This window comes from Saccharothrix variisporea (assembly GCF_003634995.1).
In the GTDB taxonomy this organism is placed as follows: domain Bacteria; phylum Actinomycetota; class Actinomycetes; order Mycobacteriales; family Pseudonocardiaceae; genus Actinosynnema; species Actinosynnema variisporeum.
In genome coordinates, this window is sequence record NZ_RBXR01000001.1 from 6,520,869 (window position 1) to 6,545,448 (window position 24,580).

Annotated in this window: 21 protein-coding genes; 11 read left to right on the plus strand and 10 right to left on the minus strand. The window is 72.7% G+C overall.

Annotated features, from left to right (window positions below; genetic code table 11):
• Positions 1-3: 3 nt before the first annotated feature.
• From DFJ66_RS29675 to DFJ66_RS29715, 9 genes are all read left to right on the plus strand, one after another.
• Complete coding sequence (locus tag DFJ66_RS29675) at positions 4-540, plus strand: VOC family protein (protein WP_121225936.1); 537 nt, start codon at positions 4-6, stop codon at positions 538-540.
• A 6-nt stretch (positions 541-546) separates the two neighbouring features.
• Entirely contained in the window at positions 547-1,584 is a 1,038-nt protein-coding gene (locus DFJ66_RS29680; RefSeq protein WP_121225938.1) for a prenyltransferase, read from the plus strand.
• A complete protein-coding gene (locus tag DFJ66_RS29685; RefSeq protein WP_121225940.1) occupies positions 1,581-2,252 on the plus strand; it encodes a transmembrane-type terpene cyclase in 672 nt (223 codons plus the stop codon). The genes DFJ66_RS29680 and DFJ66_RS29685 overlap by 4 nt, the downstream gene beginning before the upstream one ends.
• Positions 2,252-3,592 carry an FAD-dependent oxidoreductase gene (locus tag DFJ66_RS29690; protein ID WP_147459397.1) on the plus strand — a complete coding sequence of 447 codons (1,341 nt, stop codon included), beginning with the start codon at positions 2,252-2,254 and terminating at the stop codon, positions 3,590-3,592. The genes DFJ66_RS29685 and DFJ66_RS29690 overlap by 1 nt, the downstream gene beginning before the upstream one ends.
• A gap of 100 nt (positions 3,593-3,692) precedes the next feature.
• Positions 3,693-5,288 (plus strand): ABC transporter substrate-binding protein, encoded by a 1,596-nt coding sequence (locus DFJ66_RS29695; protein ID WP_170199735.1) that lies wholly within the window; start codon positions 3,693-3,695, stop codon positions 5,286-5,288.
• 2 nt (positions 5,289-5,290) lie between these two features.
• Positions 5,291-6,235: an ABC transporter permease gene (locus DFJ66_RS29700; RefSeq protein ID WP_246029955.1), complete on the plus strand. Its 945-nt coding sequence runs from the start codon at positions 5,291-5,293 to the stop codon at positions 6,233-6,235.
• A gap of 2 nt (positions 6,236-6,237) precedes the next feature.
• Positions 6,238-7,023: an ABC transporter permease gene (locus DFJ66_RS29705; RefSeq protein ID WP_121225946.1), complete on the plus strand. Its 786-nt coding sequence runs from the start codon at positions 6,238-6,240 to the stop codon at positions 7,021-7,023.
• 148 nt (positions 7,024-7,171) lie between these two features.
• On the plus strand, positions 7,172-8,761 hold the full coding sequence (locus DFJ66_RS29710; protein ID WP_121225948.1) for a dipeptide ABC transporter ATP-binding protein: 1,590 nt from the start codon (positions 7,172-7,174) through the stop codon (positions 8,759-8,761).
• Positions 8,758-9,732 carry a glutathione S-transferase family protein gene (locus tag DFJ66_RS29715; RefSeq protein ID WP_121225950.1) on the plus strand — a complete coding sequence of 325 codons (975 nt, stop codon included), beginning with the start codon at positions 8,758-8,760 and terminating at the stop codon, positions 9,730-9,732. The genes DFJ66_RS29710 and DFJ66_RS29715 overlap by 4 nt, the downstream gene beginning before the upstream one ends.
• Positions 9,733-10,010: 278 nt before the next feature.
• Here DFJ66_RS29715 and DFJ66_RS29720 read toward each other — a convergent pair whose 3' ends face one another.
• From DFJ66_RS29720 to DFJ66_RS29740, 5 genes are all read right to left on the minus strand, one after another.
• A complete protein-coding gene (locus tag DFJ66_RS29720; RefSeq protein WP_121225952.1) occupies positions 10,011-10,634 on the minus strand; it encodes an LUD domain-containing protein in 624 nt (207 codons plus the stop codon).
• A complete protein-coding gene (locus tag DFJ66_RS29725; protein ID WP_121225954.1) occupies positions 10,631-11,854 on the minus strand; it encodes a cytochrome P450 family protein in 1,224 nt (407 codons plus the stop codon). The genes DFJ66_RS29720 and DFJ66_RS29725 overlap by 4 nt, the downstream gene beginning before the upstream one ends.
• Positions 11,855-11,885: 31 nt before the next feature.
• A complete protein-coding gene (locus DFJ66_RS29730; protein WP_147459398.1) occupies positions 11,886-15,071 on the minus strand; it encodes an AfsR/SARP family transcriptional regulator in 3,186 nt (1,061 codons plus the stop codon).
• Positions 15,072-15,587: 516 nt separating this feature from the next.
• Positions 15,588-16,550 carry a zinc metalloprotease gene (locus DFJ66_RS29735; RefSeq protein ID WP_121225958.1) on the minus strand — a complete coding sequence of 321 codons (963 nt, stop codon included), beginning with the start codon at positions 16,548-16,550 and terminating at the stop codon, positions 15,588-15,590.
• A gap of 140 nt (positions 16,551-16,690) precedes the next feature.
• Positions 16,691-17,758, minus strand: a complete 1,068-nt coding sequence (locus DFJ66_RS29740) for a helix-turn-helix transcriptional regulator (protein WP_121225960.1) — start codon at positions 17,756-17,758, stop codon at positions 16,691-16,693.
• An 89-nt stretch (positions 17,759-17,847) separates the two neighbouring features.
• Here DFJ66_RS29740 and DFJ66_RS29745 point away from each other — a divergent pair, with 89 nt between their 5' ends.
• Positions 17,848-18,294, plus strand: coding sequence for a cupin domain-containing protein (locus DFJ66_RS29745; protein ID WP_121225962.1), 447 nt, complete (start codon positions 17,848-17,850; stop codon positions 18,292-18,294).
• Entirely contained in the window at positions 18,291-18,692 is a 402-nt protein-coding gene (locus DFJ66_RS29750) for a DUF1304 domain-containing protein (protein ID WP_121225964.1), read from the plus strand. The genes DFJ66_RS29745 and DFJ66_RS29750 overlap by 4 nt, the downstream gene beginning before the upstream one ends.
• Here the strand turns inward: DFJ66_RS29750 and DFJ66_RS29755 are convergent.
• The 5 genes from DFJ66_RS29755 to DFJ66_RS29780 all read right to left on the minus strand — a co-directional run bounded on the left by DFJ66_RS29755 (position 18,667) and on the right by DFJ66_RS29780 (position 24,468).
• Positions 18,667-19,161 carry a hypothetical protein gene (locus DFJ66_RS29755; protein WP_121225966.1) on the minus strand — a complete coding sequence of 165 codons (495 nt, stop codon included), beginning with the start codon at positions 19,159-19,161 and terminating at the stop codon, positions 18,667-18,669. The genes DFJ66_RS29750 and DFJ66_RS29755 overlap by 26 nt on opposite strands.
• 41 nt (positions 19,162-19,202) lie before the next feature.
• Positions 19,203-19,682, minus strand: a complete 480-nt coding sequence (locus tag DFJ66_RS29760; protein ID WP_121231927.1) for a GAF domain-containing protein — start codon at positions 19,680-19,682, stop codon at positions 19,203-19,205.
• Positions 19,683-19,732: 50 nt separating this feature from the next.
• The gene (locus DFJ66_RS29765; RefSeq protein WP_211351376.1) at positions 19,733-20,803 is read right to left on the minus strand and encodes a TRM11 family SAM-dependent methyltransferase; all 1,071 of its coding nucleotides are present in this window, start codon (positions 20,801-20,803) and stop codon (positions 19,733-19,735) included.
• Positions 20,804-21,398: 595 nt separating this feature from the next.
• The gene (locus tag DFJ66_RS29775; RefSeq protein WP_246029956.1) at positions 21,399-23,450 is read right to left on the minus strand and encodes a putative bifunctional diguanylate cyclase/phosphodiesterase; all 2,052 of its coding nucleotides are present in this window, start codon (positions 23,448-23,450) and stop codon (positions 21,399-21,401) included.
• A 202-nt stretch (positions 23,451-23,652) separates the two neighbouring features.
• Positions 23,653-24,468 (minus strand): SAM-dependent methyltransferase, encoded by an 816-nt coding sequence (locus tag DFJ66_RS29780; protein ID WP_121225977.1) that lies wholly within the window; start codon positions 24,466-24,468, stop codon positions 23,653-23,655.
• Positions 24,469-24,580 lie beyond the last annotated feature (112 nt).

Here is a 24,580-nt window from a genome sequence, read left to right on the forward strand (position 1 = left end):
ACCATGGCGATTCCGGGCGCGCGGGCCGTGCACCACGTCGCGTACACGGTGCCCGACCTCGACCAGGCGGTGCGGTTCTTCGTCGACGTCATCGGCGCGGAGCTGGTCTACGAGCTCGGGCCGGTGGAGGACCCGGACGGCGACTGGATGACGCGCAAGCTGGGCGTGGACCCCAAGGCGTCCACCAACATCGCCATGCTGCGGCTCGGGCCGGTGACGAACCTGGAGCTGTTCGAGTACACCGCGCCGGACCAGCGCCGGGAGCTGCCGCGCAACAGCGACTGGGGCGGCCACCACCTGGCCATCCACGTCGAGGACGTGGACGCGGCCGTGGCGTACCTGAAGGACCAGCCCGGCGTCACGATCCTCGGTGAGCCGGAGACCATCGAGGAAGGCCCCATCACGGGCGACCGGTGGGTGTACTTCACCACGCCGTGGGGCATGCACATGGAGCTGATCAACCTGCCGCCGGGTGCTCCGTTCGAGCAGCACACCGACGCGCGGCTGTACACACCGGGCGTGCCCTGGCGGAACCGGTAGCCGGCCGTGGGTGGGCGATTCGCCGCGTTCATCCGGCTGAGCCGGCTCCGGTTCCTGGTGGAGAGCCAGCTGACGGTGACCCTCGGTGTCGCCGTCTCCGTCTACAGTGGACATTCGTTCGCGCTGGGCACGTGGCTGCTGGTGCAGTCCACGGTCGTGCTGACACACCTGATGACCCACTACTGCAACGAGTACTTCGACCTGGCTGCCGACAGCGCCCACACCGCGCCGAACCGGTGGACCGGCGGCAGCCAGGTGCTGGTCAAGGGCGCGCTGCGGCCGGAGGTGAGCCTGGCGGCGGCGTTCGTGCTGCTGTTCGTGGTCCTGACGCTGACCATGGTGATGCCGACCTACCCGCAGCGGCTCATCGCGCTGGCCGCGATCGCCCTGGCCTGGTTCTACACCGCGCCGCCGGTGCGGCTGAACTACCGGGGCGTCGGCGAGGTCACCACGGCGGCGTCGCTCACCCTGTTCTGCCCGTTCCTCACGGTGTACTCGCTGACCGGCCGGTTCCCGGCGGAGTTGGTCGCGGTGTGCGTGCCGCTGCTGCTGGTGATGACCGCGCGGATGATGGTGATGAACTTCGTGGACCGCGACTCGGACCTGGTGGTCGGCAAGCACACCCTGCCCAACACCCTGGGCGCGCGGAAGGCCGCTCTGCTGTTCACCGGCCTGCAAACCCTGGCGTACGCGATCGTCCTGGTGACCACGGTCGTGGGCGTGCTGCCGGTCGTGGTCGGGGTCGGGCTGCTGCTCACCGCGCCCGGCGCGGTCCTGTTGAGCCGCAGGCTGTTGCGCGAACCGCCGTCGCCGGACGCGCCTGAGCAGGCCACCTCGACCGCGCACCTCGCCACGGCGCACGCCGCTGCGACCGGGGTGGTGGCGGTCGTCGGGTTCACGGTCGCGGCTCTTGGCGAGGAAGGTGTGACGGCGTCCGTGGTCGCGTGCGCGGTGTTGTTCCTGCTGTACCTGACGCCCGCCGTGGGCGTGCAAGTCGCGGACGCGGTCAAGCGGGGCCGTGCGGGCGCGGTGGGTGCCGCGTGACGCCACCGGTGCTCGACCCGCAAGCCGCCGTACCGGAAGCGGTGCCCGGCATCGCGTTCGCGATCGTCGGCGTGTGCACGTTCGCGATCTACCTGCTGGCCATCCGGCGCGGGTTCCTGGACAAGCGGTCCACGCTGCCCGTGTTCGCCGCGTGCGCCAACGTGTCCTGGGAGTTCACCTACGCCTTCATCTACCCGGTCTACCCGGAGATGCGGGTCATCCTGTACTTCTGGCTCCCGCTCAACCTGGTGCTGCTGTGGCAGGCGTTGCGGTGGGGCCGGCAGGACTTCCCGGGCATGTCCCGCGCCGGGTTCGCGTGGATGGTCGCCGGGTGGTCGCTGTTCGCCCTGTCGTTCATGGTCCTGGCGACCCGCGAGTTCGACGACCGGACCGGCGCTTACACCACCGTGTTCGTGGTGGTGCTGATGGAAGCGCTGTTCATCCAGATGCTGCGGACCCGGGGATCGACGGTCGGGCAGACCATGTACATCGCGCTGCTGAAGACCGTCATCGACGTGTCCGGCGCGGTCGGGCTCATCGCCTGGTACCCGAACCGGTGGCTGCTGCACCAGATGATCGTCGCCGAGGTCGTGCTGGACGTGGTGTACGCGGTCCTGCTGTACCGGCGGTTCCGCGCCGACGGCCTCAACCCGTGGCGGAAGTGGTGATGGGCACGAGGGCGGTGGTGCTCGGGGGCGGGGTGGCCGGGTTCCTGGCCGCCGCCGCGTTGTCGGGCGCGGTGGACACGGTGACCGTGGTGGAACGCGACCGGTTCGACGGGGACCGGCCCCGGCGCGGTGTGCCGCAGGGGCGGCACGCGCACCTCTTGTTGGCACGGGGAGCGCGGGCGGTGGAAGCCCTGCTGCCCGGGTTCGAGGCCGCGCTGGTCGGGGCGGGCGCGTGCAAGGTCGGGATGCCCCAGGACATCCTCACGTACACGCCGTTCGGGTGGATGCCCCGGTTCGCGCACGCCCAGTACCTGCTCAGCTGCCGCCGGCCGGTGCTGGAGCAGGTGCTGCGGGACCTGGTCGCGGGCCTGGAGGTGCTGGAGGACACCGAGGCGGTCGGCCTGCTGGGCGACGCCGACCGGGTCACCGGGGCCGTGGTGCGGTCGCGGGCGGACGGCGTGGAGCGCGAGTTGACCGCCGACCTCGTCGTGGACGCCACCGGGGCCTCCTCCAAGGCGGACAAGTGGTTGCGCAAGCGCGTGCGGGACGTCGTGGTGGACCCGGGCATCCGGTACGCCACGGCGTTGCTGCGCCCCGCCGAACGCTTGGCCGGGGCGTTCCCGGCGGTGTGCGTGCAGCCCGGTCCGCCGCACGACGGCCACGGCGGCGTGGTGCTGCCGGTCGAGGAAGGTCGGTGGATCGTGAGCCTCGCCGGGCTGCGCGGGCACGTGCCGCCGACCGACGAAGCCGGTTTCCTCACCTACGCCAAGGGTTTGCGGCACCCGCTGGTCGCCGAGGTCATCTCGTCCGCCGAGATCGTGGGCTCGATCCGGGCCTACGGCGCCCCGCCCGGTCGGTGGCGCCGGTTCCCCGCGGTGGCGGGGTTCGTGGCGGTCGGCGACGCGGTCGCGAACTACAACCCGTTGTACGGCCACGGCATGACGGTCGCGGCCCTGGACGCCCTCGCGCTGCGGGACGGCGTGCGGCGGCACGGCTTGGGCCCCAGGCTGGCCCCCGCGGTCCGGAAGGCCGTCGCCCGCGCCACCGCCGACGCCTGGGCGCTCGCGGTCGGCCAGGACACCCGCTACGAACGGACCTTCGCGCCGGCGCGCCGCCTGCCCGACCGGATCGCCGGCTGGTACGCCGACCGGGTGGGCGCCGCCGCCGCGTCCCGGCCGGAGGTCAGCGCGGCCCTGCTGGACTCCTACACCCTGTCCGCGCCGCTGTCCCGGCTCCTGCGGCCGGCACTGGTCCGAAAGGTCCTCACGACACCCGAACGGGCGACCGACGACCCGCCGCTGACCGACGCGGAACGGGCGTTGCTGGCCCCGGCACCCTAGTACTCGCCGCAATACCGCCGATCGGGTGATGAAGCCGGCGATCACTCCCCTTCGGACGGATAGGTTCGGAAGGCTTGGCGGGACCTCAACGGGGGAGAAGATGACCGGAAGACGAGCCGTCCTCATCACCGCGGTGGCCGTGGCCGCCGTGGGGTGCAGCACCACCACGTCGGACTCGCCGGCGCCGGAGGCGCAACCCCGGTCCGGGGGCACGCTGACCTTCGCCACCGACGCTGACCCGGGCTGCCTGGACCCGCACCAGTCGCCGACCGCCGCGTCGCAGCTGGTCACCCGGGGCGTGGTGGACTCGCTGGTCGCGCAGGACCCGAAGACGCTGGAGCTCAAGCCGTGGCTGGCGGAGTCGTGGACCGCCACGCCCGACGCCACGTCGTTCACCTTCACGCTGCGCCAGGGCGTGACCTTCAGCGACGGCACCCCGTTCGACGCCGAAGCGGTCAAGGCCAACTTCGACCGGATCGTGGCCCCGGCCACCAAGTCGCTGCTCGCGGCGAGCCTGCTCGCGGGCTACGACGGGACCACGGTGGAGGACCCGCGCAAGGTCACGGTGAAGTTCAAGGCGCCCAACGCGTCCTTCCCGCAGGCCGCCAGCACCGCGTTCCTGGGCATGCAGTCGCCGAAGGTGTTCGAGGCCGGTCCCGAGGCGGTGTGCCGCAAGCCGGTGGGCAGCGGGCCGTTCGTCGCCGCCGAGCGCCAGCCGCAGGCGAGCATCACGCTGTCCAAGCGCGCCGACTACAACTGGGGGCCGGAGACCTCCGGCCACAAGGGCGCGCCCCACCTGGACCAGGTCGTGATCAACATCGTGCCGGAGAACGGCGTGCGCATGGGCAGCCTGCGCACCAACCAGGTCGACGCCGTCGCCAACGTCCCGCCCAAGGAGGTGGACGGCATCAAGGGCGCGGGCTTCGAGGTGCTGGCCAAGGCGCAGCCGGGCATCGCCTACACGCTCAACCTCAACGCCGCCCGCGAGCCGCTGTCGGACGTGAAGGTCCGCCAGGCGATCGCCAAGGCCATCGACACCCAGGCCCTGGTGGACAACCTCTACCAGGGCAAGTACCCGCGGGCCACCAGCGTGCTGACCAGCGCCACCCCCGGCTACGCCTCCATCCTCGGCACCGGCCAGTTCGACACCGCCGCCGCCGAGCGGCTGCTGGACGAGGCCGGCTGGAAGAAGCAGGACGACGGGACCCGCGCCAAGAACGGCAAGCCGCTGACCGTCGAGTGGACGTTCATCTCGCCGACCCGCGAGCAGCGGGACCTGCTGGCGCAGATCGTGCAGCAGCAGCTCAAGGCGGTCGGCGTGGACGTGAAGCTCGTGCCGCTGGCCATGGGCGAGGCGATCGCCAAGACCGCGCGCGGTGAACTCCAGATGGGCGACATCAGCTTCGTGCGGGCGGACGGCGACGTGCTGCGGACCGTGCTGACCGCGCCGCGCGGCGGCACGCCCGCGGTGGTCGCGCCCGAGGTGCCGGGCTTGCTGTCCCAAGCAGCGGCGACCGTCGACGACGCGGTGCGGGACGAGAACTACGCCAAGGTGCAGCGGTCGCTGATCGAGAACGCCACCGCGATCCCGGTGTACGACCCGACCTACCTGCTGGGCGTGGGCAAGGCCGTGCACGGTGTCGTGTTCGACCCGCAGGGCCTGCCGGCGTTCCACGAGGCCTGGGTGTCGCGCTGACCGTGCGCCGCGCCGGGTTCGTGCTCCGCCGGCTCGCGTCGGCGGTGCCGGTGCTCCTGGCGGTGCTGACGCTGTCGTTCGTGATGATGCAGCTGGTGCCGGGCGACCCCGTGCAGACGATGCTGTCCGGCGCGGGGCCGACGCCCACGGCCGAGCAGGAGCAGGCGCTGCGGGCGCAGCTCGGGCTGGACCGGCCGCTGCACGAGCAGTACCTGGGGTTCCTGGCGGACGCGGTGCGCGGGGACCTGGGCCGGTCGGTGCAGACCGGGCAACCGGTGGTGGCGGCGATCTCGGCGGTGGCTCCGGCGAGCGCGGAGCTGGCGTTGTTCGCGCTGGTGCTGTCGCTGGTGTTCGGGGTCGGGATCGCGGTGCTGGGCCGGGTGGCGACGGGGCCGGTGCGGTCGTTGTGCCACGGGGTGCCGGTGGTGTTCATGTCCACGCCGGGGTACTGGGTGGCGCTGCTGCTGATCGAGGTGTTCTCGTTCCGGCTGCCGCTGTTCCCCGCGACCGGCGACAAGGGTTTCGCGGCGCTGGTCCTGCCCGGGATCACGCTCGCCCTGCCCGCCATCGGCGTCATCGCGCAGGTGCTGGGGACGTCCCTGGCGGCGGTGGACGCGGAGGCGTTCGTGGTGACCGCACGGGCCAAGGGCGCCGGGCGGTGGCGGGTGCTGCTGCGGCACGCGTTGCGCAACGCGTCGATCCCGACGATCACGCTGGTCGGCACGACGGTGGGCAACCTGCTGGCGGCGGCCGTGATCGCGGAGACGGTGTTCGCGCGGCCCGGCTTGGGGCGGCTGACGTTGCAGGCCATCACCAACCACGACATCCCCGTGCTGCAAGGGGTCGTGGCGCTGCTGGGCGTGCTGTACGTGGTGGTGAACCTGCTGGTGGACCTCTGTTACGTGCTGGTCGACCCCCGGGTCACCGCCGACCGGATCAGGGACTGAGCGTGAAGCGCCCGGGTGTCGTGCTGTCGTGGCTGGTGCTGGCGTTCGTGACGGCGTGCGTGGTCGTGCCCGGCCTGCTCACGTCCACGCCGCCCGACCGCATCGACCCGTTGGTGATGCTGGAGCCGCCGAGCTTCGCGCACCCGTTCGGGACCGACCAGCTGGGGCGGGACGTGTTCAGCCGGGTCGTGCACGGCGCCCGGATGTCCGTGCTGGTGGCGTTGGCGGCGGCGACGACCTCGCTGGTGGTGGGTGCGCTGGTCGGGCTCGTGTCGGGCCTGCTGGGCGGCTGGCTGGACGCCCTGCTGATGCGGGCGGTGGACGTCATGCTGGCGTTCCCGGCGCTGTTGTCGGCGTTGGCGGTGATCGGGATCCTGGGCAGTTCGCCGGTGAACGTGGCCGTGGCGGTCGCGGCAGCCGGGATCGCCCCGTTCTGCCGGGTGGTGCGGGCGCAGGTGCTGCACGTGCGGGCGCGGCCGTTCGTGGCGGCGGCGACGGTGAGCGGGGTGCGGCCGGCCGCCGTGCTGGTGCGGCACATCATCCCCAACGCCGCCGGGCCGGTGCTGACGTTGGCGCTGATGAGCCTCGGGGTGGCGCTGCTGGCGTCGTCCTCGCTGAGCTTCCTGGGCTTCGGGCCGCGCCCGCCGGAGGCCGACTGGGGCTCGCTGGCGTCCTCCGGGCGGGACTACGTGGGAACGGCGTGGTGGCTCACGGCGTTTCCCGGGGTGATGGTCGTGTGCACGACGCTGGCCGTGACCGCGCTGCACCGGGCGGTGGGGCGGCGGTGAGCCTGTTGGTGGCGGCGCGGGCGGTGGGGCGGCGGTGAGCCTGTTGGCGGTGGGGCGGGCGGTGGGGCGGCGGTGAGCCTGTTGGTGGCGGCGCGGGCGGTGGGGCGGCGGTGAGCCTGTTGGCTGTGGGGCGGGCGGTGGCGCGGCGGTGAGCTTGTTGGCGGTGCGGGGGTTGCGGGTGTCCTACGGCGGGGTGCCGGCGTTGGCCGGGGTGGACCTGACCGTGGCGCACGGGCAGACCGTGGCCGTGGTCGGCGAGTCCGGGTCCGGCAAGACGACCCTCGCGCGGGCCGTGCTGGGCCTGCTGCCCGCTTCCGCACGGGTGCTCGGCGGATCGGTCGGGTTCGGCGGGCGGAACCTGCTGGACCTGGGCGAACGCGGGATGCGGGCGGTGCGGGGGCGGTCGATCTCGCTCGTGCCGCAGGACCCGACGGCCGCGCTGAACCCCGTCGTGCCGGTGGGCGCGCAGGTCGCCGAAGTGCTGCGTGTGCACGGCCTCGCGTCGGGCCGGGACGCGCGGCGGCGGGCGGTGGAACTGCTGGAGGTCGCCGGCCTGCCGGACGCGGGCGCGCGGGCGCGGCAGTACCCGCACGAGCTGTCCGGCGGGATGCGGCAGCGGGTCCTGATCGCGGCGGCGCTGGCCGGCGGGCCGGAGCTGATCGTGGCCGACGAGCCCACGTCCGCGCTGGACCCGACCGTGCAGCGGCAGGTGCTGGACCACCTGACCGAGCTGACCCGGTCGTCCGGGACGGCGTTGGTGCTGATCACGCACGACCTGGGCATCGCGGCCGAACGCGCCGAGCACGTCGTGGTGATGGCGGGCGGGTCGGTGGTCGAGGAAGGGCCGCCGGCGCGCGTGCTGGACGCCCCCGACCACCCCGTCACCCGGCAACTGGTGGCCGACGCACCCAGCCTGCACTCGACGCGACTACGGCCTTCCGCAGCGACCGACGAGGTGCTGCTCGACGTGCGGGGGCTGACGAAGGTCTTCACCGGGTCCCGCTTCGGGGCTCGTCGGCGGCGCACCACAGCCGTCGAGGACGTGGCGTTCACCGTGGCGCGGGGCGAGACGCTGGCGCTGGTGGGGGAGTCGGGGGCGGGGAAGTCGACCGTGGCCCGGCTCCTGGTGCGGCTGGAGGACGCCACCGCCGGCCGCGTCCTGTTCGACGGGGCGGACCTGGCCGCGTTGCGCGGTGCGGAGCTGAGGCGGTTCCGGCGGCGCGTGCAGCTGGTCTTCCAGGACCCGTTCACCTGCCTCGACCCCCGGTACACCGCTTTCGACCTGATCGCGGAACCGTTGCGCGCCTTCGGCCTGGACGCCTCCCGGGCCCGCGTGCACGAGTTGGCCGAGCAGGTCGCCCTGCCGGTGGACCTGCTGGCGCGGCGACCCGGCGAGCTGTCGGGCGGCCAGTGCCAGCGCGTCGCCATCGCGCGGGCGGTCGCTCCCGGCCCGGACCTGCTGGTGTGCGACGAACCCGCGTCCTCCCTGGACATCTCGGTGCAGGCGCAGGTGCTGCGGCTGCTGGTGGACCTCCAGGCCTCGCTCGGGCTGAGCATCGTGTTCATCTCGCACGACCTCGCCGTGGTGCGGCAGGTCGCCGACCGCGTGGCCGTGCTGCAAGGCGGTCGCGTGGTGGAAACCGGCCCGACCGACCAGGTCTTCGCGGCACCGCGGCACCCGCACACCCGTGCCCTGCTCTCCGCTGTACCCCACACACCCAGGAGGGAACCGGCATGACCACGCCACCCCGGGCCGCGAGCCCGGTGGACTTCGCGACCTACGGTCCCTACGCGCCCAAGCCGAAACCCGGGCAGTCCGCCCGCCCGGGACCGGCGTTCCCGAACCGGATCACCGCCGATGGTTCGAGTGGCTACCCCGCCGAGCCCGGCCGGTACCACCTGTACATCGCCCTGTCCTGCCCGTTCTGCCAGCGGGTGACCATCACCCGCAAGCTCAAGGGCTTGGAGGAGGTCATCTCGGTGTCGGCGGTCGACCCGATGCGCGACGGCCGGGGCTGGGCCTTCCGCGAGGGCGACGGCCACGACCTGGACCACGTGAACGGCTTCGCCCTGCTCAGCGAGGCCTACACCGCCACCGACCCGGACCACGACGGGCACGTGTCGGTGCCGGTCCTGTGGGACAAGGTGGAGAAGCGCATCGCCACCAACGACTTCCGCACGCTGAGCCTGGACGTGGCCACCGCCTTCGACCAGTGGGCGCGCAACGACATCGACCTGTACCCGGAGGCGTTGCGGGCGGAGATCGACTCGCTCAACGAGTTCTTGTACGAGCGCGTCCACAATGGACCGTATCGGTGTGGTTTCGCCCGCACGCAAGAGGACTACGAGCGCGAGGTCCTCTCCCTCTTCGACGCCTTAGACCAGCTCGAAGAGAGGTTGTCCACTCGCCGGTACCTGTTCGGCGACTTTCTGACCGACTCGGACGTGCGGCTGTTCGTCACCTTGGCGCGGTTCGACTCGGTGTACGTGACCCACTTCAAGGCCAACCTGCGGCGGTTGGTGGACTACCCGAACCTGTGGGCCTACGCCCGGGACCTGTACTCCCAGGACGCCTTCCGCTCGACCACCGACTTCGAGCAGACCAAACGCCACTACTTCCTGACCCACACGTGGATCAACCCGTCCGGCCTGGTCCCGCTGGGGCCCGACCTGGACTGGGACGCTCCGAACGACCGCGGCGAACTGTGACCTGAGGTCAAAAGATCAAAAGATCAAAAGATGAAAAGCGGCGCTCGCCGCGCGGCAGGCCGCCAGCGGGGGTGAAGGGCGTCGGTTCCCCCGCCGTATGGCCTGGCGGAGCCAACCACAGATTTCCCGGGGTGCTGCTAAAACTTTTTGCTCGTTCCTCGCAAAAACTTTCGGCTGCACCCCGGGAAATCTGTGGTAGCCCTTCGGGCAGGCCATACGGCGGGGGAACCGAGGCCCTCCACCTGTGGTGGTCACCACGCACAAGAGCCGGTGGGAGCTCAGAAGCCGATCGGCTCGCGGACCAGGACCAGGGTCGCGCGGCCCGGGAACAGTTCGCGCTCGATGATCAGGATCTTCGACAAGACGCTCGGCTGCCCGTAGACCGCCATGCAGCGCTCGTTCTCCTTGGGCAGCGAGTAAGTCCGGATGCGCGTCAACGCGGTCTCCAGGTCCGGCACGACTTTCTGCGCCCCCACGACCCAGACTGCCTGCCCCGCACCGAAAGCGTAAGGCGTGAACTGGCTGCCGGTCGCCGAGGCGGCCACCAGGTGGCCCTGTTCGGTCACGGCGTGGACGCTGCCCACCACGACGTCGGGGGTGGCCGTCCGCAGGCGGACGTGGTTCGGGTCGCGGTCGACGCCGTCCAGTTCGAGTTGGGCGCGCACGGACACGAACCGGCCCGACCGGTCGACGTCCTCCGCGATGCCGGACAGGCGCAGGGTTTCGCTGGCGGCGGTGAAGATCGACTTGTCGGTCGGCAGCTGGTCGGTGACCAGCTTGCGGGCCTCGGCGATGGTGTCTACGACCTCCACCGTCAGGCCGTTGGCCCGGGCGGCTTCGGCCGTGCGCGATAACTGCTCGGGGGTGGCGGCGCCGGCGAAGCGCTCGTCCGGTGTGGTCACTGGTCCTCCTTCGGGTGGGGGTGCACCGGCAGGGCGTCCAGGCCGTGGAACAGGATGCTGTCCTTCCACCGCAACGACTCCGGTGGCGCGGCCAGGGCGAGGTCGGGGTAGCGCTCGAACAGCTTGCCCAGCGCGACCTGGCCCTCCAGCCGGGCCAGCGGCGCGCCCAGGCAGCGGTGGACGCCGTGGCCGAACGCCAGGTGCCGGTTGTCGGCGCGGGTGATGTCCAGGCGGTCCGGGTCGGGGAACACGTCCGGGTCCCGGTTCACCACGCCGACCAGGACCACGACGAACTCGTTCGCCGGGATCTCCACCCCGCCCAGGGTCAGTGGCGCGGTGGTGAACCGCAGGGTGGTCATCGTGCCCGGACCCTCGAACCGCAGCAGCTCCTCCACCGCGCCCACCAGGTGCGCGGGGTCGGACTTGAACAGCGCCAACTGGTCCGGGTGGCCGACCAGGGTCAGCACGGCGTTGCCGATGAACTGCGCGGTGGACTCGTAGCCCGCCGTCAGCATCAGGAACGCCGACGCCACCAGCTCGTCCTCGTCCAGCCGGTCGTCCAGGTCCCGCGCCCGGATGAGCGCCGTGAGCAGGTCGTCGTCGGCGCTGTCGCGCTTGCGGGCGACCAGGTCGGCCAGGTAGTCGGCCATCCGCGCGGACGCCGCGCCCATCGCCTCGGGGGTGCCGCCGAACGCGATGCCGTCGGACATCTCCCGGAACCCCGCGCGCTCGTCGGCGGGCACGCCGAACAGCTCGCCGATCACGGTCACGGTCAGCGGGAAGGCGAAGTCGGCCAGCAGGTCCACGCGGTCGCCGAACCCGTCCAGCAAGCCGTCCGCGACCTCCTCGACCCACGTCCGGAGCAGTTCGACGCGGCGCTGGGTGAACGCGCTGGTCACCAGCTTGCGGAGCCGGGTGTGGTCGGGTGGGTCCAGGTTGAGCATGTGGGACTGGAGGATCTTGGCCAGCCGGGTGACCTGGACACCCCGCTCCTCCTGCTCGTCGTGCAGGGGCGCGGCCCGCTGGGAGTCCTTGCTGAGCAGGGGGCTCGCCAGCGCTTCCCGCGCGTCGGCGTGCCGGGTGACCAGCCACACCGGCAGCCCGTTGGGCAGCGTGGCCCGGCGCACCGGGCTGTCTTGGCGTAACTGCTGGTAGAAGTTGTGCCGCCGCTGGACGAAGTCGTCGTCCAGCGCGATCGGCGACGCGTCAGGCGCGCTCATGATCCCCGATCTTCTCGTCGAGAAGGGTTGTTCAGTGCTCCGACGGCCGGTTGGCCGCCGGCACGTGCAGGCGGTCCAGCAGCGACCGCGCGCGGTCCTCCCAGGCCGGTCTCCTCGTCTCGCGCGCCGCGGACAGGGCGTCCTCGGCGTGCGCGGCGGCGCGGACCTCCTCGCCCGCCGCGAGTGCGACCCCGGCCGCCGCGAGGTGGGCGGCGGGTTCGTGCAACCGGAACCCGCTCTCGCGGATGCGGGCCAAGGCGGTGTCGGCGTGCCGCCGCGCCGCGCGCAGGTCGCCCAGCGCGGTGGTCGTGGTCGCCAACCCGATCTCCGCCTCCAGCAGGCCGAACAGGTACGGCCCCATGGTGCCGGCGATCGCCCGCGCCTCCGCGTGGTGGGTCCGCGCCCGGTCGTGCCGGCCCTGGGCCGCGTGCACCGCGCCGAGGACGTTCAACGCGTCCACCTCGGTCCGCCGGTGCTTGACCTGCCGGCTCAGGTCCAGCCCGCGCTGGGCCGCGACCAGCGCCTCGGCGCCCTGCCCGCGCCACGCGTGCACGCCCGCCAGCGCCACCAGGCACCGGCTGGTGCCGAACGCGTTGCCCATCCGCTCGTAGGCGGCCAGGGTCGCCATCAGCTGGTGCACGGCCTCGTCGAAGCGGCCCAGGTCCCGGTAGGTCAGGCCCAGGCTGAACCGCCACGACACCTGCACGTACGACTCGTCCGGCGCGGGCTCCGGCGACACCGACGTCAGCAGCTGCTCCAGCGCCTCCGGCAGCAGCCCCTGGTACCGGTAGGCCACGCCCAGGCCGTGCACCGCGCCGGCCCGGTAGTAGCCGACGTCCACGGTCTCGGTCAGCTCGATGGTGCGCTTGAAGTGCGCGCACGCCTCCGCCAGCCGCCCGGTCCACATCAGCGACATGCCCAGCGTGTGGTGGCACGGCAGCTGGTACACCGGCCGGTCGAGCTCGACGTAGAGCTCCAGCGCCCGTTCCAGCGTGTCGATCGCGTCGGTCATGCGCCCGGTCGTGTTGTACGCGTGGCCCAGGCTCACCAGCGTGATCGCCTCACCGGCCTTGTCACCGGCCTTGCGCGCGGCGCCCAGCGCGGTCCGGCTCACCGTCACCCACTCGCCGAACCGGGGCGCGAGCGCCAGCGGCGAGGACATCGCGTCCGCCAGGTGCCACGCGAACCGGTGCGGTCCGTGCTCGGCGGCGTGGTCGACGGCCGCGTGCAGGTTCGGGTACTCCTGCTCGAACCACGCCGTCGCCGTCGCCCGGTCCTTCAGCTCGGGCACGGCCGTCTCCCGCAGCCCGACCGGTTCCTCCGGGGGCTTGCGGATCGGCTCGATCAGCCCGGACGCGGTGCGGGTGGCGCGGAAGTAGTGCGACAGCAGCCGTTCGAACGCCGCCGTGCGGGTGGGCTCGTCGTCCTCGGCCAGACCGCGCTGGCGGGCGTAGTCCCGGACCAGGTCGTGCAGCTGGTACCGGTCCGGCCCGGCCTCCTGGACCAGGGCGGCCGTGACCAGCACGCCCAGCAGCTCCCGCGCCCGCCCCGGGTCGGTGCCCACCAGCGCCGCCGCCGCGTGCGGCGTGAAGTCGGGGCCGGGCACCAGGGCGGTCATCCGGAACAGCCGCGCCGCCGCCGGCCGCAGCGACTCGTAGGACAGGTCGAACGCGGCCCGCACCCCGGTCTGCTCGTCGTTCTCCACGGCCAGCGCCGCCAGCCGGTTGCCGTCGCGCAGCCGGTCCACGTACTCGCGCACGGACGTGCTCGGCACCCGGGCGGTCAGGTTCGCGGCGGCGATGCGCAGCGCCAGCGGCAGGTACCCGCACAGCGCGCTCAACTCGTCCAGCACCTCGCCCTCGGCGGCCAGCCCCGGACCGAGCAAGGAGACGAGCAGCGCGTAGGCGTCCGGCGGGGACAGCACGTCCAGGTCGAACCGGATCGCACCCTCCCGCACGGCCAGGCCGGACAGCGGGTCGCGGCTGGTCACCAGCACCGCGCACCCCGGGTCGGCGGGCAGCAGGGGACGCACCTGCTCGGCGGCGTTGGCGTTGTCCAGCACCACCAGCACCTGCTTGTCGGCCAGCAGCGACCGGTACACCGCCGCCTGCTCGTCCACGTCCAGCGGCACCAGGTCGGGGGACAGGCCCAGCGAACGCAGGAACCGGGCCAGCACGCGCGTCGGCGTCACCGGCTCGGTCTGCGCGTAGCCGCGGAGGTTCATGTAGAGCAGGCCGTCGGGGAAGCGCTTGCGCAGCCGGTGCCCGATGTGCGTGGCCAAGGCGGTCTTGCCCACGCCGGGCAGACCGGACAGGACCGCGATCGGCAGGGCGTCGTGCTCCGAGCACAGCACCGCGGACACCTCGTCCGCCACGCGGTCGCGGCCCACCAGCCCGACGATGTCGGCCGGCAGCTGCATCGGCGGCGGCATGGTGCGCGCCGGCGGCGCGGACGCGGGTTCGTTGAGCGCGGGTTCGTTGGCCAGGATCGCCTGGTGGAGCTGCTGGAGCTCGGGGCCGGGGTCGATGCCGAGCTGGTCGATCCGCAGCGTGCGGACCTCCTGGTAGGTCTGCAGCGCCTCGGCTTGGCGGCCGTCCCGGTACAGGGCGAGCATGAGCTGACCCCAGAACTGCTCGCGCAGCGGGTGCTCCACGGTCAACGCCCGCAGCTCGCCCACCAGGTCGGCGTGCCGCCCCAGTTCGAGGTCGGCGTCGATCCGCCGCCCCAACGCACCCAGCCGCTCCTCGGTCAACCGCGGCACCTCGGTCCGGTGCAGCAGGTCGGAGAGGACGTCCACGAAGGCCGGTCCGCGCCACAGCTTGAGCCCGGCGTTCAACTCGGCCGACGCTTCGGCAAACCGACCCGCCGCGGCCGCTTCCCGCCCCCGGGAGACGTGCCCGCGGAACACCTCCAGGTCCAACTCGTGCGGCGCCAACCGCAACAGGTACCCGGTCGGCCGCGTCACGATCCGGGCCCCACCATCCGGCTCGACGGCGTCGAACGCCCGCCGCAACCGGGACACGTACGTGTGCACGGCTGCCGTCACCCCGGCCGGCGGCGCGTCCGCCCACGTGGACTCGACGAGGTGGTCCACCGTGGTCAGCCGGTTGGCCTGGGCGGTGAGCGTGGCGAGCAGCGCGGTCTGCTTCGCACCACCCAGCCGCGCCCTGCCGTTCGTGCCGTGCACCTCGAAAGGCCCGAGAATCCGAAACTCCACCCTGGCTCCTGGCTTCCGGGTCCGCCGCCCGCAAGCCCGCTCCCAGAAGCCGGGCGCACGGTCATCCCCAAAACTACACGGAGTCGGTGAGGGGTCGTCATGGTTCGCCCCATCTCGAACCGGCCGCAACCACCCCCGAGACCGGCCCGGTTCCGCCCATCGGGTGATCTTCTCGGCGCGAAGTCGACCAGAACCGCCACCACGTCGGCCCCCGCGCCGCACACCCCGGCGCGCCGCCGCTGCTTTTTCGCTTGGGCTGCCGAGCCCAGAGGAAGGGCCTCGGTTTCTTCCCCCCGTACGGCCTGGGCGAAGCCCAACCGCGCTTGGCCCGTTTCCGCAACCAGCTTTTCCGGTTGCGGAAACGGGCCAAGGGTGGTTGCCTCCGGCAGGCCGTACGGGGGGAGGAAACCGACGCCCTTCCACCCCCGGGGGCCTGCCCAGCGGCGAGCGTCCGCTTTTAGCTCTTAAGCCCTTCGCTCTTGAGCGCGACGCTCTTAAGCCCGACGCCGAGCCCGGCTACTTACCCGCGCGGTACGCCGTCCACGCGTCCTGCATGCGGGCGTTCTGCCCCGGCGTGAACTGGTTGTAGCAAGAGTCGTAGGAGTAGTCCATGTAGTTGTGGATCGGGTCCAGCCCCGGCAGCGAGCACGAGTCGCGGCCCTCCGGGCAGCCCGACGTCGAGCTGGACTGCGCCGGCGTGTCGGCGACCTCGTCGTTGGTCGCGGTGCAGCCGCCCTGGAAGGTGTGCCACAGGCCCATCCAGTGGCCGGTCTCGTGGGTCAGCGTCTTGCCCAGGTCGAAGTTGGTCGCGGAACCGCCGGGCACGCTGGTCCAGTCGATCACCACGCCGTCGAGCTCCGGGCTGCGCGAGTACGAGCTCGGGAAGGTCGCGTAGCCCAGCCCGTCGATGTCCACCGACCACACGTTGAGGGTCGACGCGCCGCCCACGCGGGTCGCGCTCTTCATCTGCTTCTCCACGCGCGCGCGGTCCGCGCCGGTGAACCAGGTGTTGTTCGACCAGCGCTTGGTCTGCTGGAGCACGAACGTGAAGCCGGTGTTCGCGGCGACGCCCGGCGCCTCCGCGCCCGCGAAGCCCGCGTTGAGCACCTTGATCTGCTCGGCGATCGTGGCGTCGGAGACGTTGCCGACGCCGCCGGTGCCGGTGACCACGTGGAACACGACCGGGATCGTGCCGCCGGCCGCCGCCGTCAGGTCGCCGGACGCCTTCGCCGCCGCGACCTTCTCGCGCAGGTCGCGGTTGATGCGCTCGGCCTCGGCCTGGCTGATCTCGTTGCGGTCCTGGCCGGTGCTGCCCGGCTTGCCGCGCGCGGCGGAGAAGCCCTCGGCGACGCAGTCGGCGGAACGCTGCGCCACGGCGCCGCCGGCGTCGGCCGACGGCCCGAGGACGATCAGGGCACCGACCGCGAGCGCGCCGGTGAGCAGGGCGCTGCGGGTGCGCCCCTTGGGGTTGTCGAACATGCGGAGTCCTCCGTGCAGGGGTGGGGACTTCACACCGATTGGTACAAAGCCCGGTGGGCGCTGAGCGCGAGTGGCCCAAAGCCCGCGCCATGATGACCCACACCCCGCCCGATCCGACCCCGTCGATCGTCGCTTGACCTTCAGCCGCCCACTTGTTCCCGCCGCAAAGTGGCAACAAGGCCGCCCCGGCTGCGCACGTCCAGCTTGGCGAAAACCGATTTCAAGTGGTCCTGCACGGTGTGCGCGGAGATGCCCAGCCGGTCCGCGATGTCCACAGTGGACAACCCGGCGATGACCTGGTCGCACACCTCGCGCTCCCGCGCGGTCAACCCGTAGGCCGCGCACCGCAGCGCCAGCAGGTCCTCGCCGGACGCCCGCGCGACGGTCACCGCCACCTCGTCGTCGTCCGCGTCGCCCACCAGCCGGTCCGCGCACAGCCGCACCCAGCCGCCCGCCGCGTCCCGCACCCGCGCCCGGAACGTGCCCGCCGCCGACGCCCGCGCACCGACCACCGCCGCCCGCACCAGCACCGCGAACCGACCGGGCGCGATCTCGTCCAGCTCCCGCTCCCACCCCCGCGCCGCACCGGTCATCGCCCGCACCCGACCGTCCCCGCCCACCACGACGATCCCAGGCGGCTCGTCCCCGCCCGTCGCGCCGAACCGTCCCGCCGACCCGCCCGTCCCGCCGAACCGGGCCGCCAACCGGGTCGCCGACGCCAGCGCCGGCGCGACCGACAGCACGAACTCGACCTCCCGGTCGCTGAACTCCCCCTGCCGCACCAGCCCCGCCGCGCCCCAGCACGCACCGTCCACCCGGAACACCACCCGCAGCTCGTGCCCGAGCCCCAACGGCCGCCACACCTCGTTGAGCCGGCCGCTGCGCGCGCGGTCCCGGTCGGGCAGCTCGGACAGCCGCGCCGCGGGCACCGGCCGCCGGGCCAGCTCGGCGAACGTGTGCGGCTGGCGCCCGTCGTACTCGAAGGTCGCCAGGAGGGGTTCGAAGCGCTGCGGGATGCGGGTCGCGCCGCTGGTCATGCTGCTGATCGCGACCGTGTCCGGGTCCAGCGACGCCCAGCAGGTCAGCTCGGTGGGCACCACCCGGTCGACCAGGTCGATGGCGGCGGCGTGCAGCTCGGCGACCCCGAGGCCCGCCGAGGCGAGCGCGGCGACCTCGCGCCGCGCGGAGCGTGCCCGGCCTTCCCACACGACAGCGAGTATGCGCGCTGCCCGGGCCGTCCGGGCATCCCACATTTCCGGGATGGAGGGCTCCTGCCGCCGCGCCCACCCTCGACGGCATGACCACTGTGCTCAACGCCGCCGGCGAAGGCGTCGAACTCGTCTCGCCGGACGCGACCTTCACCCTCAAAGCCGGCGTCACCGAGACGGGCGGCTTCGAACTGTTCGAGGTGGACGTCCCGCGCGGACCCACCGTGCCGCCGCACGCCACCCCGTGGGGCGTGACGTTCTACGTGCTGTCCGGCCGCGCCGCCACCCTGGTCGACGGGGAGGTCCACGACCTCGGACCGGGCAGCACCCTCACCATCCCGCCCGGCACGCCGTACACCTTCACCGTCCACACCCCGTACCTGAAGCTGCTCGCCATCAGCCCCACCGACCGGATGAGCCGCTTCTTCCGCGACGTGGACGCCACCGTCCCGCCCGGCACACCGCTCGCCGAGGCCGCCGGGGCGCTGGTGGAGATCGCGGGCCGGCACGGCGTCACCGTCGAGGACTGGTCGTGAACGCCGTCGCGCAGGTCGCCGCCGGGGTGGCGGGCCTGGTGCACGTGGTGGTGTGGGTGTTCGAGTCGTTCCTGATGGACCGGCCCGCCGTCCACCGGGGCGTCTTCAAGCTCGCGACGAAGGACCTGCCGGCGATCCGGCTGTGGTCGTTCAACGTCGGCTTCTACAACCTGTTCCTGGGCGGCGGGACGATCCTCGGCCTGGTCCTGCTGCACACCGGCGCCGAGACCGCGGGCCGCACGCTCGTGCTCTACACGTGCGCGTTCATGGCGCTGGCCGGCATCGTGCTGGCGGTGTCCGACGCCCTGGCCCTGGGCCGGCCGCGCGGCACCGGCTGGACCGGCGCTCTCGGCCAGTTCCTGCCGCCGGCGGTCACCCTCGCGGCTGCTCTGCTGTGAAGGTCCGCGCACCCACCTGCCGCCGGAACGGCTCCAGGCGCTGCCGCTGCCGTTCCGCCCGGGCGACGAGCTCGTCGAAGTCGACGTCCGGCAGGCGGGTGCGCAGGTCGGCGAGGTCGGCCAGGGTGTGCCAGAGCTGCTTCTTGCGGTCGATGCCCATGGTCAGGGCCTCCAGCTCCAGGAACCGGCTCAACGGCGAGTAGGTCAGGAGCCTGCCGTTGGGCTTGAACCGCCCGAGCCGCTCGCCGACGACCGCGAGCGTCGTGCGCACGGGGTCGGTCCGCACGCCCAGGCGTCCCATGATCGAGCGGAAGGTCTCGACGTCCTGCGCGATCCCCTCCGCGACCTCGGCCAACGCTTCGCCCAACGCGGTACCCCGGTTGTTGCGCCACGACCGCCGCGCCAGCTCGCGCCAGCCCACGCCGAGCGCGAGTTGGTCCCGGAGGTAGATGCCGAGGTAGTCGTCCACCCCGGACGACTACCCGCTGCGCACGGATCGAACCACGTCGGTCAGGTGGTGAAGTCGCGGGAGGGGATGCCCTCGGGGAACCGGGCCAGGGCGGGGGCGGCAGCGGCGGCCAGGTCCTCCAGCGCGGACACCTCGGCCGGGGTGGCGGTGTGGAGGGTGGCCCAGTACGCGCCGAGCGCCCCGATCGCTTCCGGGTCCAGGATCGGGGTGACCACCAGGCTGCGCACGAACGTCGGCCGGTAGGCCTCCTGCGGGATGCGCGGGTCCACGCGGATGTCCCGGATCGCGACGGTTGCCCGGTGGTGCATGGCCCAGCCGCTGATGCACGACGAAGCGGGGAACCGCTGGCCCTTCCACAGGGGGCTCATGGAGTCCTCGTCGGCGTAGTAGCAGCGGTCGCCGTCGAGGAGGACGAAGGTCGCGCCGTCGGCGCGGGTGAGCCTTCGTGCCGCGGTGCGGAGGATGCGGTGCACGTCCTCCAGCACCTCGGCACGCTGCAGTTCCAGCACCGGGTCGCTCATCCGGCCACGGTAGACCGCCTGGACCACCCCAACCAGGGCCGGCGGCAACGTCACCCGTCCGCCACGAGCGTGACGACCTCCGGCCGCGCCCCGGCCAACCCGATCGGCCGCCGATCCACCACGGGCAACCCACGCAGGTCAGCGTCGTGCACCAACAACACCGCCCGCCCACCCGGCACCAGCACCCGCCGAACCTCCCGCCAAAACCACCCAACCGCCCCTCCTGCGCCGCCAGCCCCACCTGCGCCCCCTGCTCTTCTTGCGCCGCCGGCCCCTCCTGCGCCGCCTGCCCCTCCAGTGCGGCCTGCCCCTCCAGTGCGGCCTGCCCCTCCAGCGCCGCCGATCGCGACTTGGCGCCCCCACGGGGGATTACCGACCACCACGTCCACCGACCCACTCGCCACCGGCAACCGCCCCGCATCCCCCACAACCCACGCGACCGACCCAGGCAACGGCGTGTTGGCAACCGCAGCGGCGATGGCGGCCGAGTCGACATCCACCCCCAGCACCCGCGGCACCGAACCGCTCACATCGGAAACTATCGTCCGCGATCCGATCGTTCCCGCCGCGATCGATCGCGCCTCGATCGATCGCGCACTCGCCGCCTCGATCGCGATCGTCCCCGTGCCGCAGAACGGGTCCAGCAACCGCGCACCCGCCCCGGCCAGCCGCACCATCGCCGCAGCCACCGGCGGGTGCAGCGCCCCCGGCCGCGACACCCGGCGATAACCCCTCCGGTGCAGGGGCCGCTCGGCGACCCGCAACGCCACCACGGCCCGGTCATCCACCACGGTCACCCGCCACGACAACCCACCCGCCGGCGGCACCTTCCCGTCCCGCCGCGAGCAGTAGGTCATCCCGAGCTGGGCCGCCAACGCCACCCCGACCGCGTCCTCCACGTCGTACCGCGTGAAGTTCCGCCGCCCCAGGAACGACGCCGAGACATCCACAGTGGACGCCCCGGAGAACCCCCAAGCCTCCCGCAGCCGCACCACCTCACGCCCGTCCACCTCGGACAGCCGCCGCAAGTCCGCCCGCGCCCGCCCGATCCCGGACACCTCGCCCGCCACCAGGAACACGTCGTCCACACACCGCAACCCGAGCACCGCCGGCCCAGGCACAGCCGAGAACCACACCTCCCGATGCCCGACCGCCTCGACGACCCCGACCGCGCCGCCGCCTCCACCCGCACCGCCGCTGCCGCCGGCACCGCCGCCTCCAGCCGCCCGACCGCCGCCGGCACCGCCGCCGCTCCCGCCAGCACCGCCGCCTCCAGCCGCCCGACCGCCGCCAGCACCGCGGCCGCTGCCGCCAGCACCGCCGCCGCTCCCGCCGGCACCGCCGCCTCCGGCCGCCCAACCGCCTACGCCCGCGCCGCCGCCTCCGGCCGCCCGACCGCCTACGCCCACGCCGCCGCCTCCGACCCCTGCACCCGAGATCTCCTGCGCCGCCACCGACTCCAAACCCCGTACCGTGCGCGCCAGCAGGCGCACGGCCCTCACGTCCGCAACGAAGTGCCAGGACGCGTTCCACCACCGGCGCACGCCGGCCCAAGGAAGATCACCGCAGATCTTCTCCCACGTCGCGACCCGGGGCGGTGTCGTTGCCGCCCCGCATCGCCGGCGAGGGGACCGCGTGCCCTCGTCCCGCCGGCGGTCGCTTCAGCGGAGGAAGAAGAACGTCATACCGCGCACGTTAGCAAGCCCCGCAACGGCTTTACCGGAAGTGCGACACCGCCTCCGCCGCCGTCACCGCCGCGCCGAAGTGCGGGCCGCACCCGGCGAACGCGCCGGCCGACCGCCACCACCGCGCCTGCTCGTCCGTGCGCACCCCATCGACCTCCACGACCGCGCCGACCTCCCGCACCGCGGCCACCAGAGCGGCGACGTAGGACGTCCGCCGGTCCACCAACCGCCGCGCCACTCGGACCCGCCGCACGCCCAACGCCTCGGCCGCCGCCAGGTCGTCCGGGCCCAGCGCGAAGTCGTGCAGCGCGGTGCCCACGCCCATGTCGGCCAGCACGGTCAGGTTCTCGGCGGCTTCGGACACCGACAGCACGCCCACCGGCATCCCGACCACGAGCCGGTCCGGCCGCAGCCCGGTGTCCTCCAGCACCCGCACGACCCGCGCCTCCAGGTCCGCGTCGGCGGACTGCACGGCGGTGAGGCTCACCGCCAGCACCGCGTCCCGCCACCACCGGGCCTGGTCGGCGGCGGTCCGCAGGACCCACTCGCCCAGCGCCAGCACCAGACCGGTCTGCTCGGCCAGCTCCACGCACAGGTCGTGCTCCAGCGGCTGCTCCCGGTCCCAGCGCAGCAACGCGTCCAGGCCCACGACCCCACCGGACCCGCCCGAGTCCTCACCGGCCCCGACCCCGTCGGACAGCGCCACCACCGGCCGGTACCGCACGGAGATCTCGCCCTGCTCCCACGCGCCCGGCATCCCCACGGCCAGCGCCTGCGCCCGCCGGTCCGCCAGGTCGCGCGCCGGGTGGAACAGCTCCCACTGCCCGCGCCGGCCCGCCTTGGCCCGGCGCAGCGCCTGGTCGGCCGACCGCAGCAGCTCGGCGGGCTCGGTGTCGTGCGGCGGCCGGACCACCACGCCGGTGCTCGCCGACACCGCGATGCCGTGCCCCTCCACGAACAGCGGCTCGGCCAGCTCGGCGTTGATGGCGGCGACGATCCACGCCACCTCCGGCGTGCTCGCGGTGTTCTCCACGAGGATGCCGAACTCGTCGCCCTCGAACCGCGCGACCATCGCCCTCTCCCGCGCGACCACGGCTCTCAGCCGCTGGGCGACGTGCACGAGCAGGCGTTCCCCGGCCCGGCTGCCCAGGCTGTTGACGACCATGCCGAACGCGTCGATGTCCAGGTGCAGCAGCGTGACGCCGTGCACGGGGTCCGCGCGCCGCAGCGCCGCCTCCAGGTGGGTGGTGAAGAACTGCCGGTTCGGCAGGCCGGTCAGGACGTCGTGCAGCGCCTGCCGGTTCAGCTCGCCCTGCAGCAGCATCAGCTCGGTGCCGTCCTCGACCACGGTCACGAAGTGGCCGGTGCCGGGTTCCTCGCCGGGCAGCAGGGAGGTGGTGAGCGTGATGCGGGCGACGTCGCCGTTCTTGCGCAGCAGCCGGTGCGACTGCCGGATCCGGTCCGGGCCGCCCAGCAGCAGCTCGTCCATGGTCTTCCGCAGCGCGTCCGCGGACTCGGTGTCGACCAGGTCGAACAGGGTCAGCTCGGCCAGCTCGGCGGGCGTGTAGCCGAGGATCTCGCCGACGGCGGCGTTCGCGCGCACCAGCGTGCCGTCCAGGTCCACGATCAGCACGCCGCTGGAGGACGAGGTCACGACCTCGTCGAACCGGGCCTCGCTCTCCCGCAGCCGCCACTTCGCATCGCGCACCGCCTTGAGCAGCGACAGCCGCAGCGCCTCCTGCTGGTCGAACACCGACCGCCTGCTCGCCGCGGCGAACCCGGTGGCGAACGCGCCCAGACCCACCGCGACCCGGTCGGCCCAGCGGTCGGTCGGCTGGAAGTCGGGCAGTGCGAGCAGGCCCCGGCCGAGGACTTCGGTGGTGCAGCGCAATCCGTCCTCGGTCATGTAGCCGAGGGACACGAACTGTTCGCCGAGTTCTTCCAGCGGTGCCGGGTCGAAGGGTTCCGCGAGCAGCAGTGCGCAAATGCGGTCCAGCTGTTGTGACAATTCGGCGTCCAGTTCGGATTTGGTGTGCTGGACGACGACGGAGGTGCTCAGCAGATATGCCCACTTGCGCGCCAAAAGCCCCCGTGCGCGGGCCGGGTCGGGGGTGGGATCCGGTGGCGACGGGTGCTCGGCGGCGTGGTGTGGTCCGCGTTCAGGTCCGCGTTCTGGTCGAGGCATTCGGCGTGGCCCTGCTCTGGCTTCGGGTTGCGTCGCAGTTTATGCGATTCCGGTCCGTCCCCATTGTTGTGGTCACCCAACGTCACAATGTGCGGAATGCTCACGGTTTTCGGCACACGGCCCCGTAGAGCAGCATGTTGATCTCGTGCCGGTCGCTGATGTCACCGGGTCCGGTCGGCCGCCACTCGGCGCACCCGACCAGGCCGGGGTCGAGCAGCTCGTAGCCGTCGAGCAGTTCCAGGACCTCGCCGTGCGTGCGGATGGTCAGCTGGTCGGCGCTGCCGCTGCTGTTGATCACCTCGGCGGCGCGGTAGAGGGGGTCGCCCATGGTGTCGGCGCTGACGTGGCTGATCGCGAGGAAGCTGCCCGACGGCAGCGCGTCCACGTACCGGGCCAGCAGTTCGCGCGGCTTCCACTCGTCGGGCACCCAGTGCAGCAGCAACAGCATCAACATGCCCACCGGCTGCGAGAAGTCCAGCAGGCGCTGGGCTTCCGGGCTGCCGAGGACGCCGTCGACGTCCCGGAGATCGGCGGCGACGATCTCGGCCCGGTCGTTGTCGGCCAGCATCAGCTCGCTGTGCGCCACGGCGATCGGGTCGCGGTCGACGTAGACCACCCGGCAGGTCGGGTCGGCGTCCTGCGCCACCTCGTGCACGTTGGCCACGGTCGGGATGCCCGAGCCGATGTCGAGGAACTGCCGGACCCCCTGGTCGACCATGAACCGCACCACGCGGCCGAGGAACGCCCGGTTGACGCGGGTGCCGCTGCGCAGGCCGGGCATCATCTTGTCGATCTTGAGCGCGATCTCGCGGTCGACGGCGAAGTTGTGCGCCCCACCGAGCATGAAGTCGTACGCGCGGGCGATGCTCGGCACGGAAACGTCCACGCTCTGCGGGACCCAATCCGGTCTGACCACCGGTGAACACCCTCTTCGAGTAGTGGGGTGACGAGTTTAGCGATCGCCCGGTCGAGTGCGATTGGGCCATCGGTGTGACCCCGGCCCACCCGATCGGGCACTGTGCGCATCC

What these genes read in the sequence shown, in the direction of transcription:
- DFJ66_RS29735 (WP_121225958.1), bottom strand. Translation starts at nt 16,550, where the DNA reads ATGTTCGACAACCCCAAGGGGCGCACCCGCAGCGCCCTGCTCACCGGC.
- DFJ66_RS29695 (WP_170199735.1), top strand. Translation starts at nt 3,693, where the DNA reads ATGACCGGAAGACGAGCCGTCCTCATCACCGCGGTGGCCGTGGCCGCC.
- DFJ66_RS29725 (WP_121225954.1), bottom strand. Translation starts at nt 11,854, where the DNA reads ATGAGCGCGCCTGACGCGTCGCCGATCGCGCTGGACGACGACTTCGTC.
- DFJ66_RS29715 (WP_121225950.1), top strand. Translation starts at nt 8,758, where the DNA reads ATGACCACGCCACCCCGGGCCGCGAGCCCGGTGGACTTCGCGACCTAC.
- DFJ66_RS29745 (WP_121225962.1), top strand. Translation starts at nt 17,848, where the DNA reads ATGACCACTGTGCTCAACGCCGCCGGCGAAGGCGTCGAACTCGTCTCG.
- DFJ66_RS29760 (WP_121231927.1), bottom strand. Translation starts at nt 19,682, where the DNA reads ATGAGCGACCCGGTGCTGGAACTGCAGCGTGCCGAGGTGCTGGAGGAC.
- DFJ66_RS29675 (WP_121225936.1), top strand. Translation starts at nt 4, where the DNA reads ATGGCGATTCCGGGCGCGCGGGCCGTGCACCACGTCGCGTACACGGTG.
- DFJ66_RS29690 (WP_147459397.1), top strand. Translation starts at nt 2,252, where the DNA reads ATGGGCACGAGGGCGGTGGTGCTCGGGGGCGGGGTGGCCGGGTTCCTG.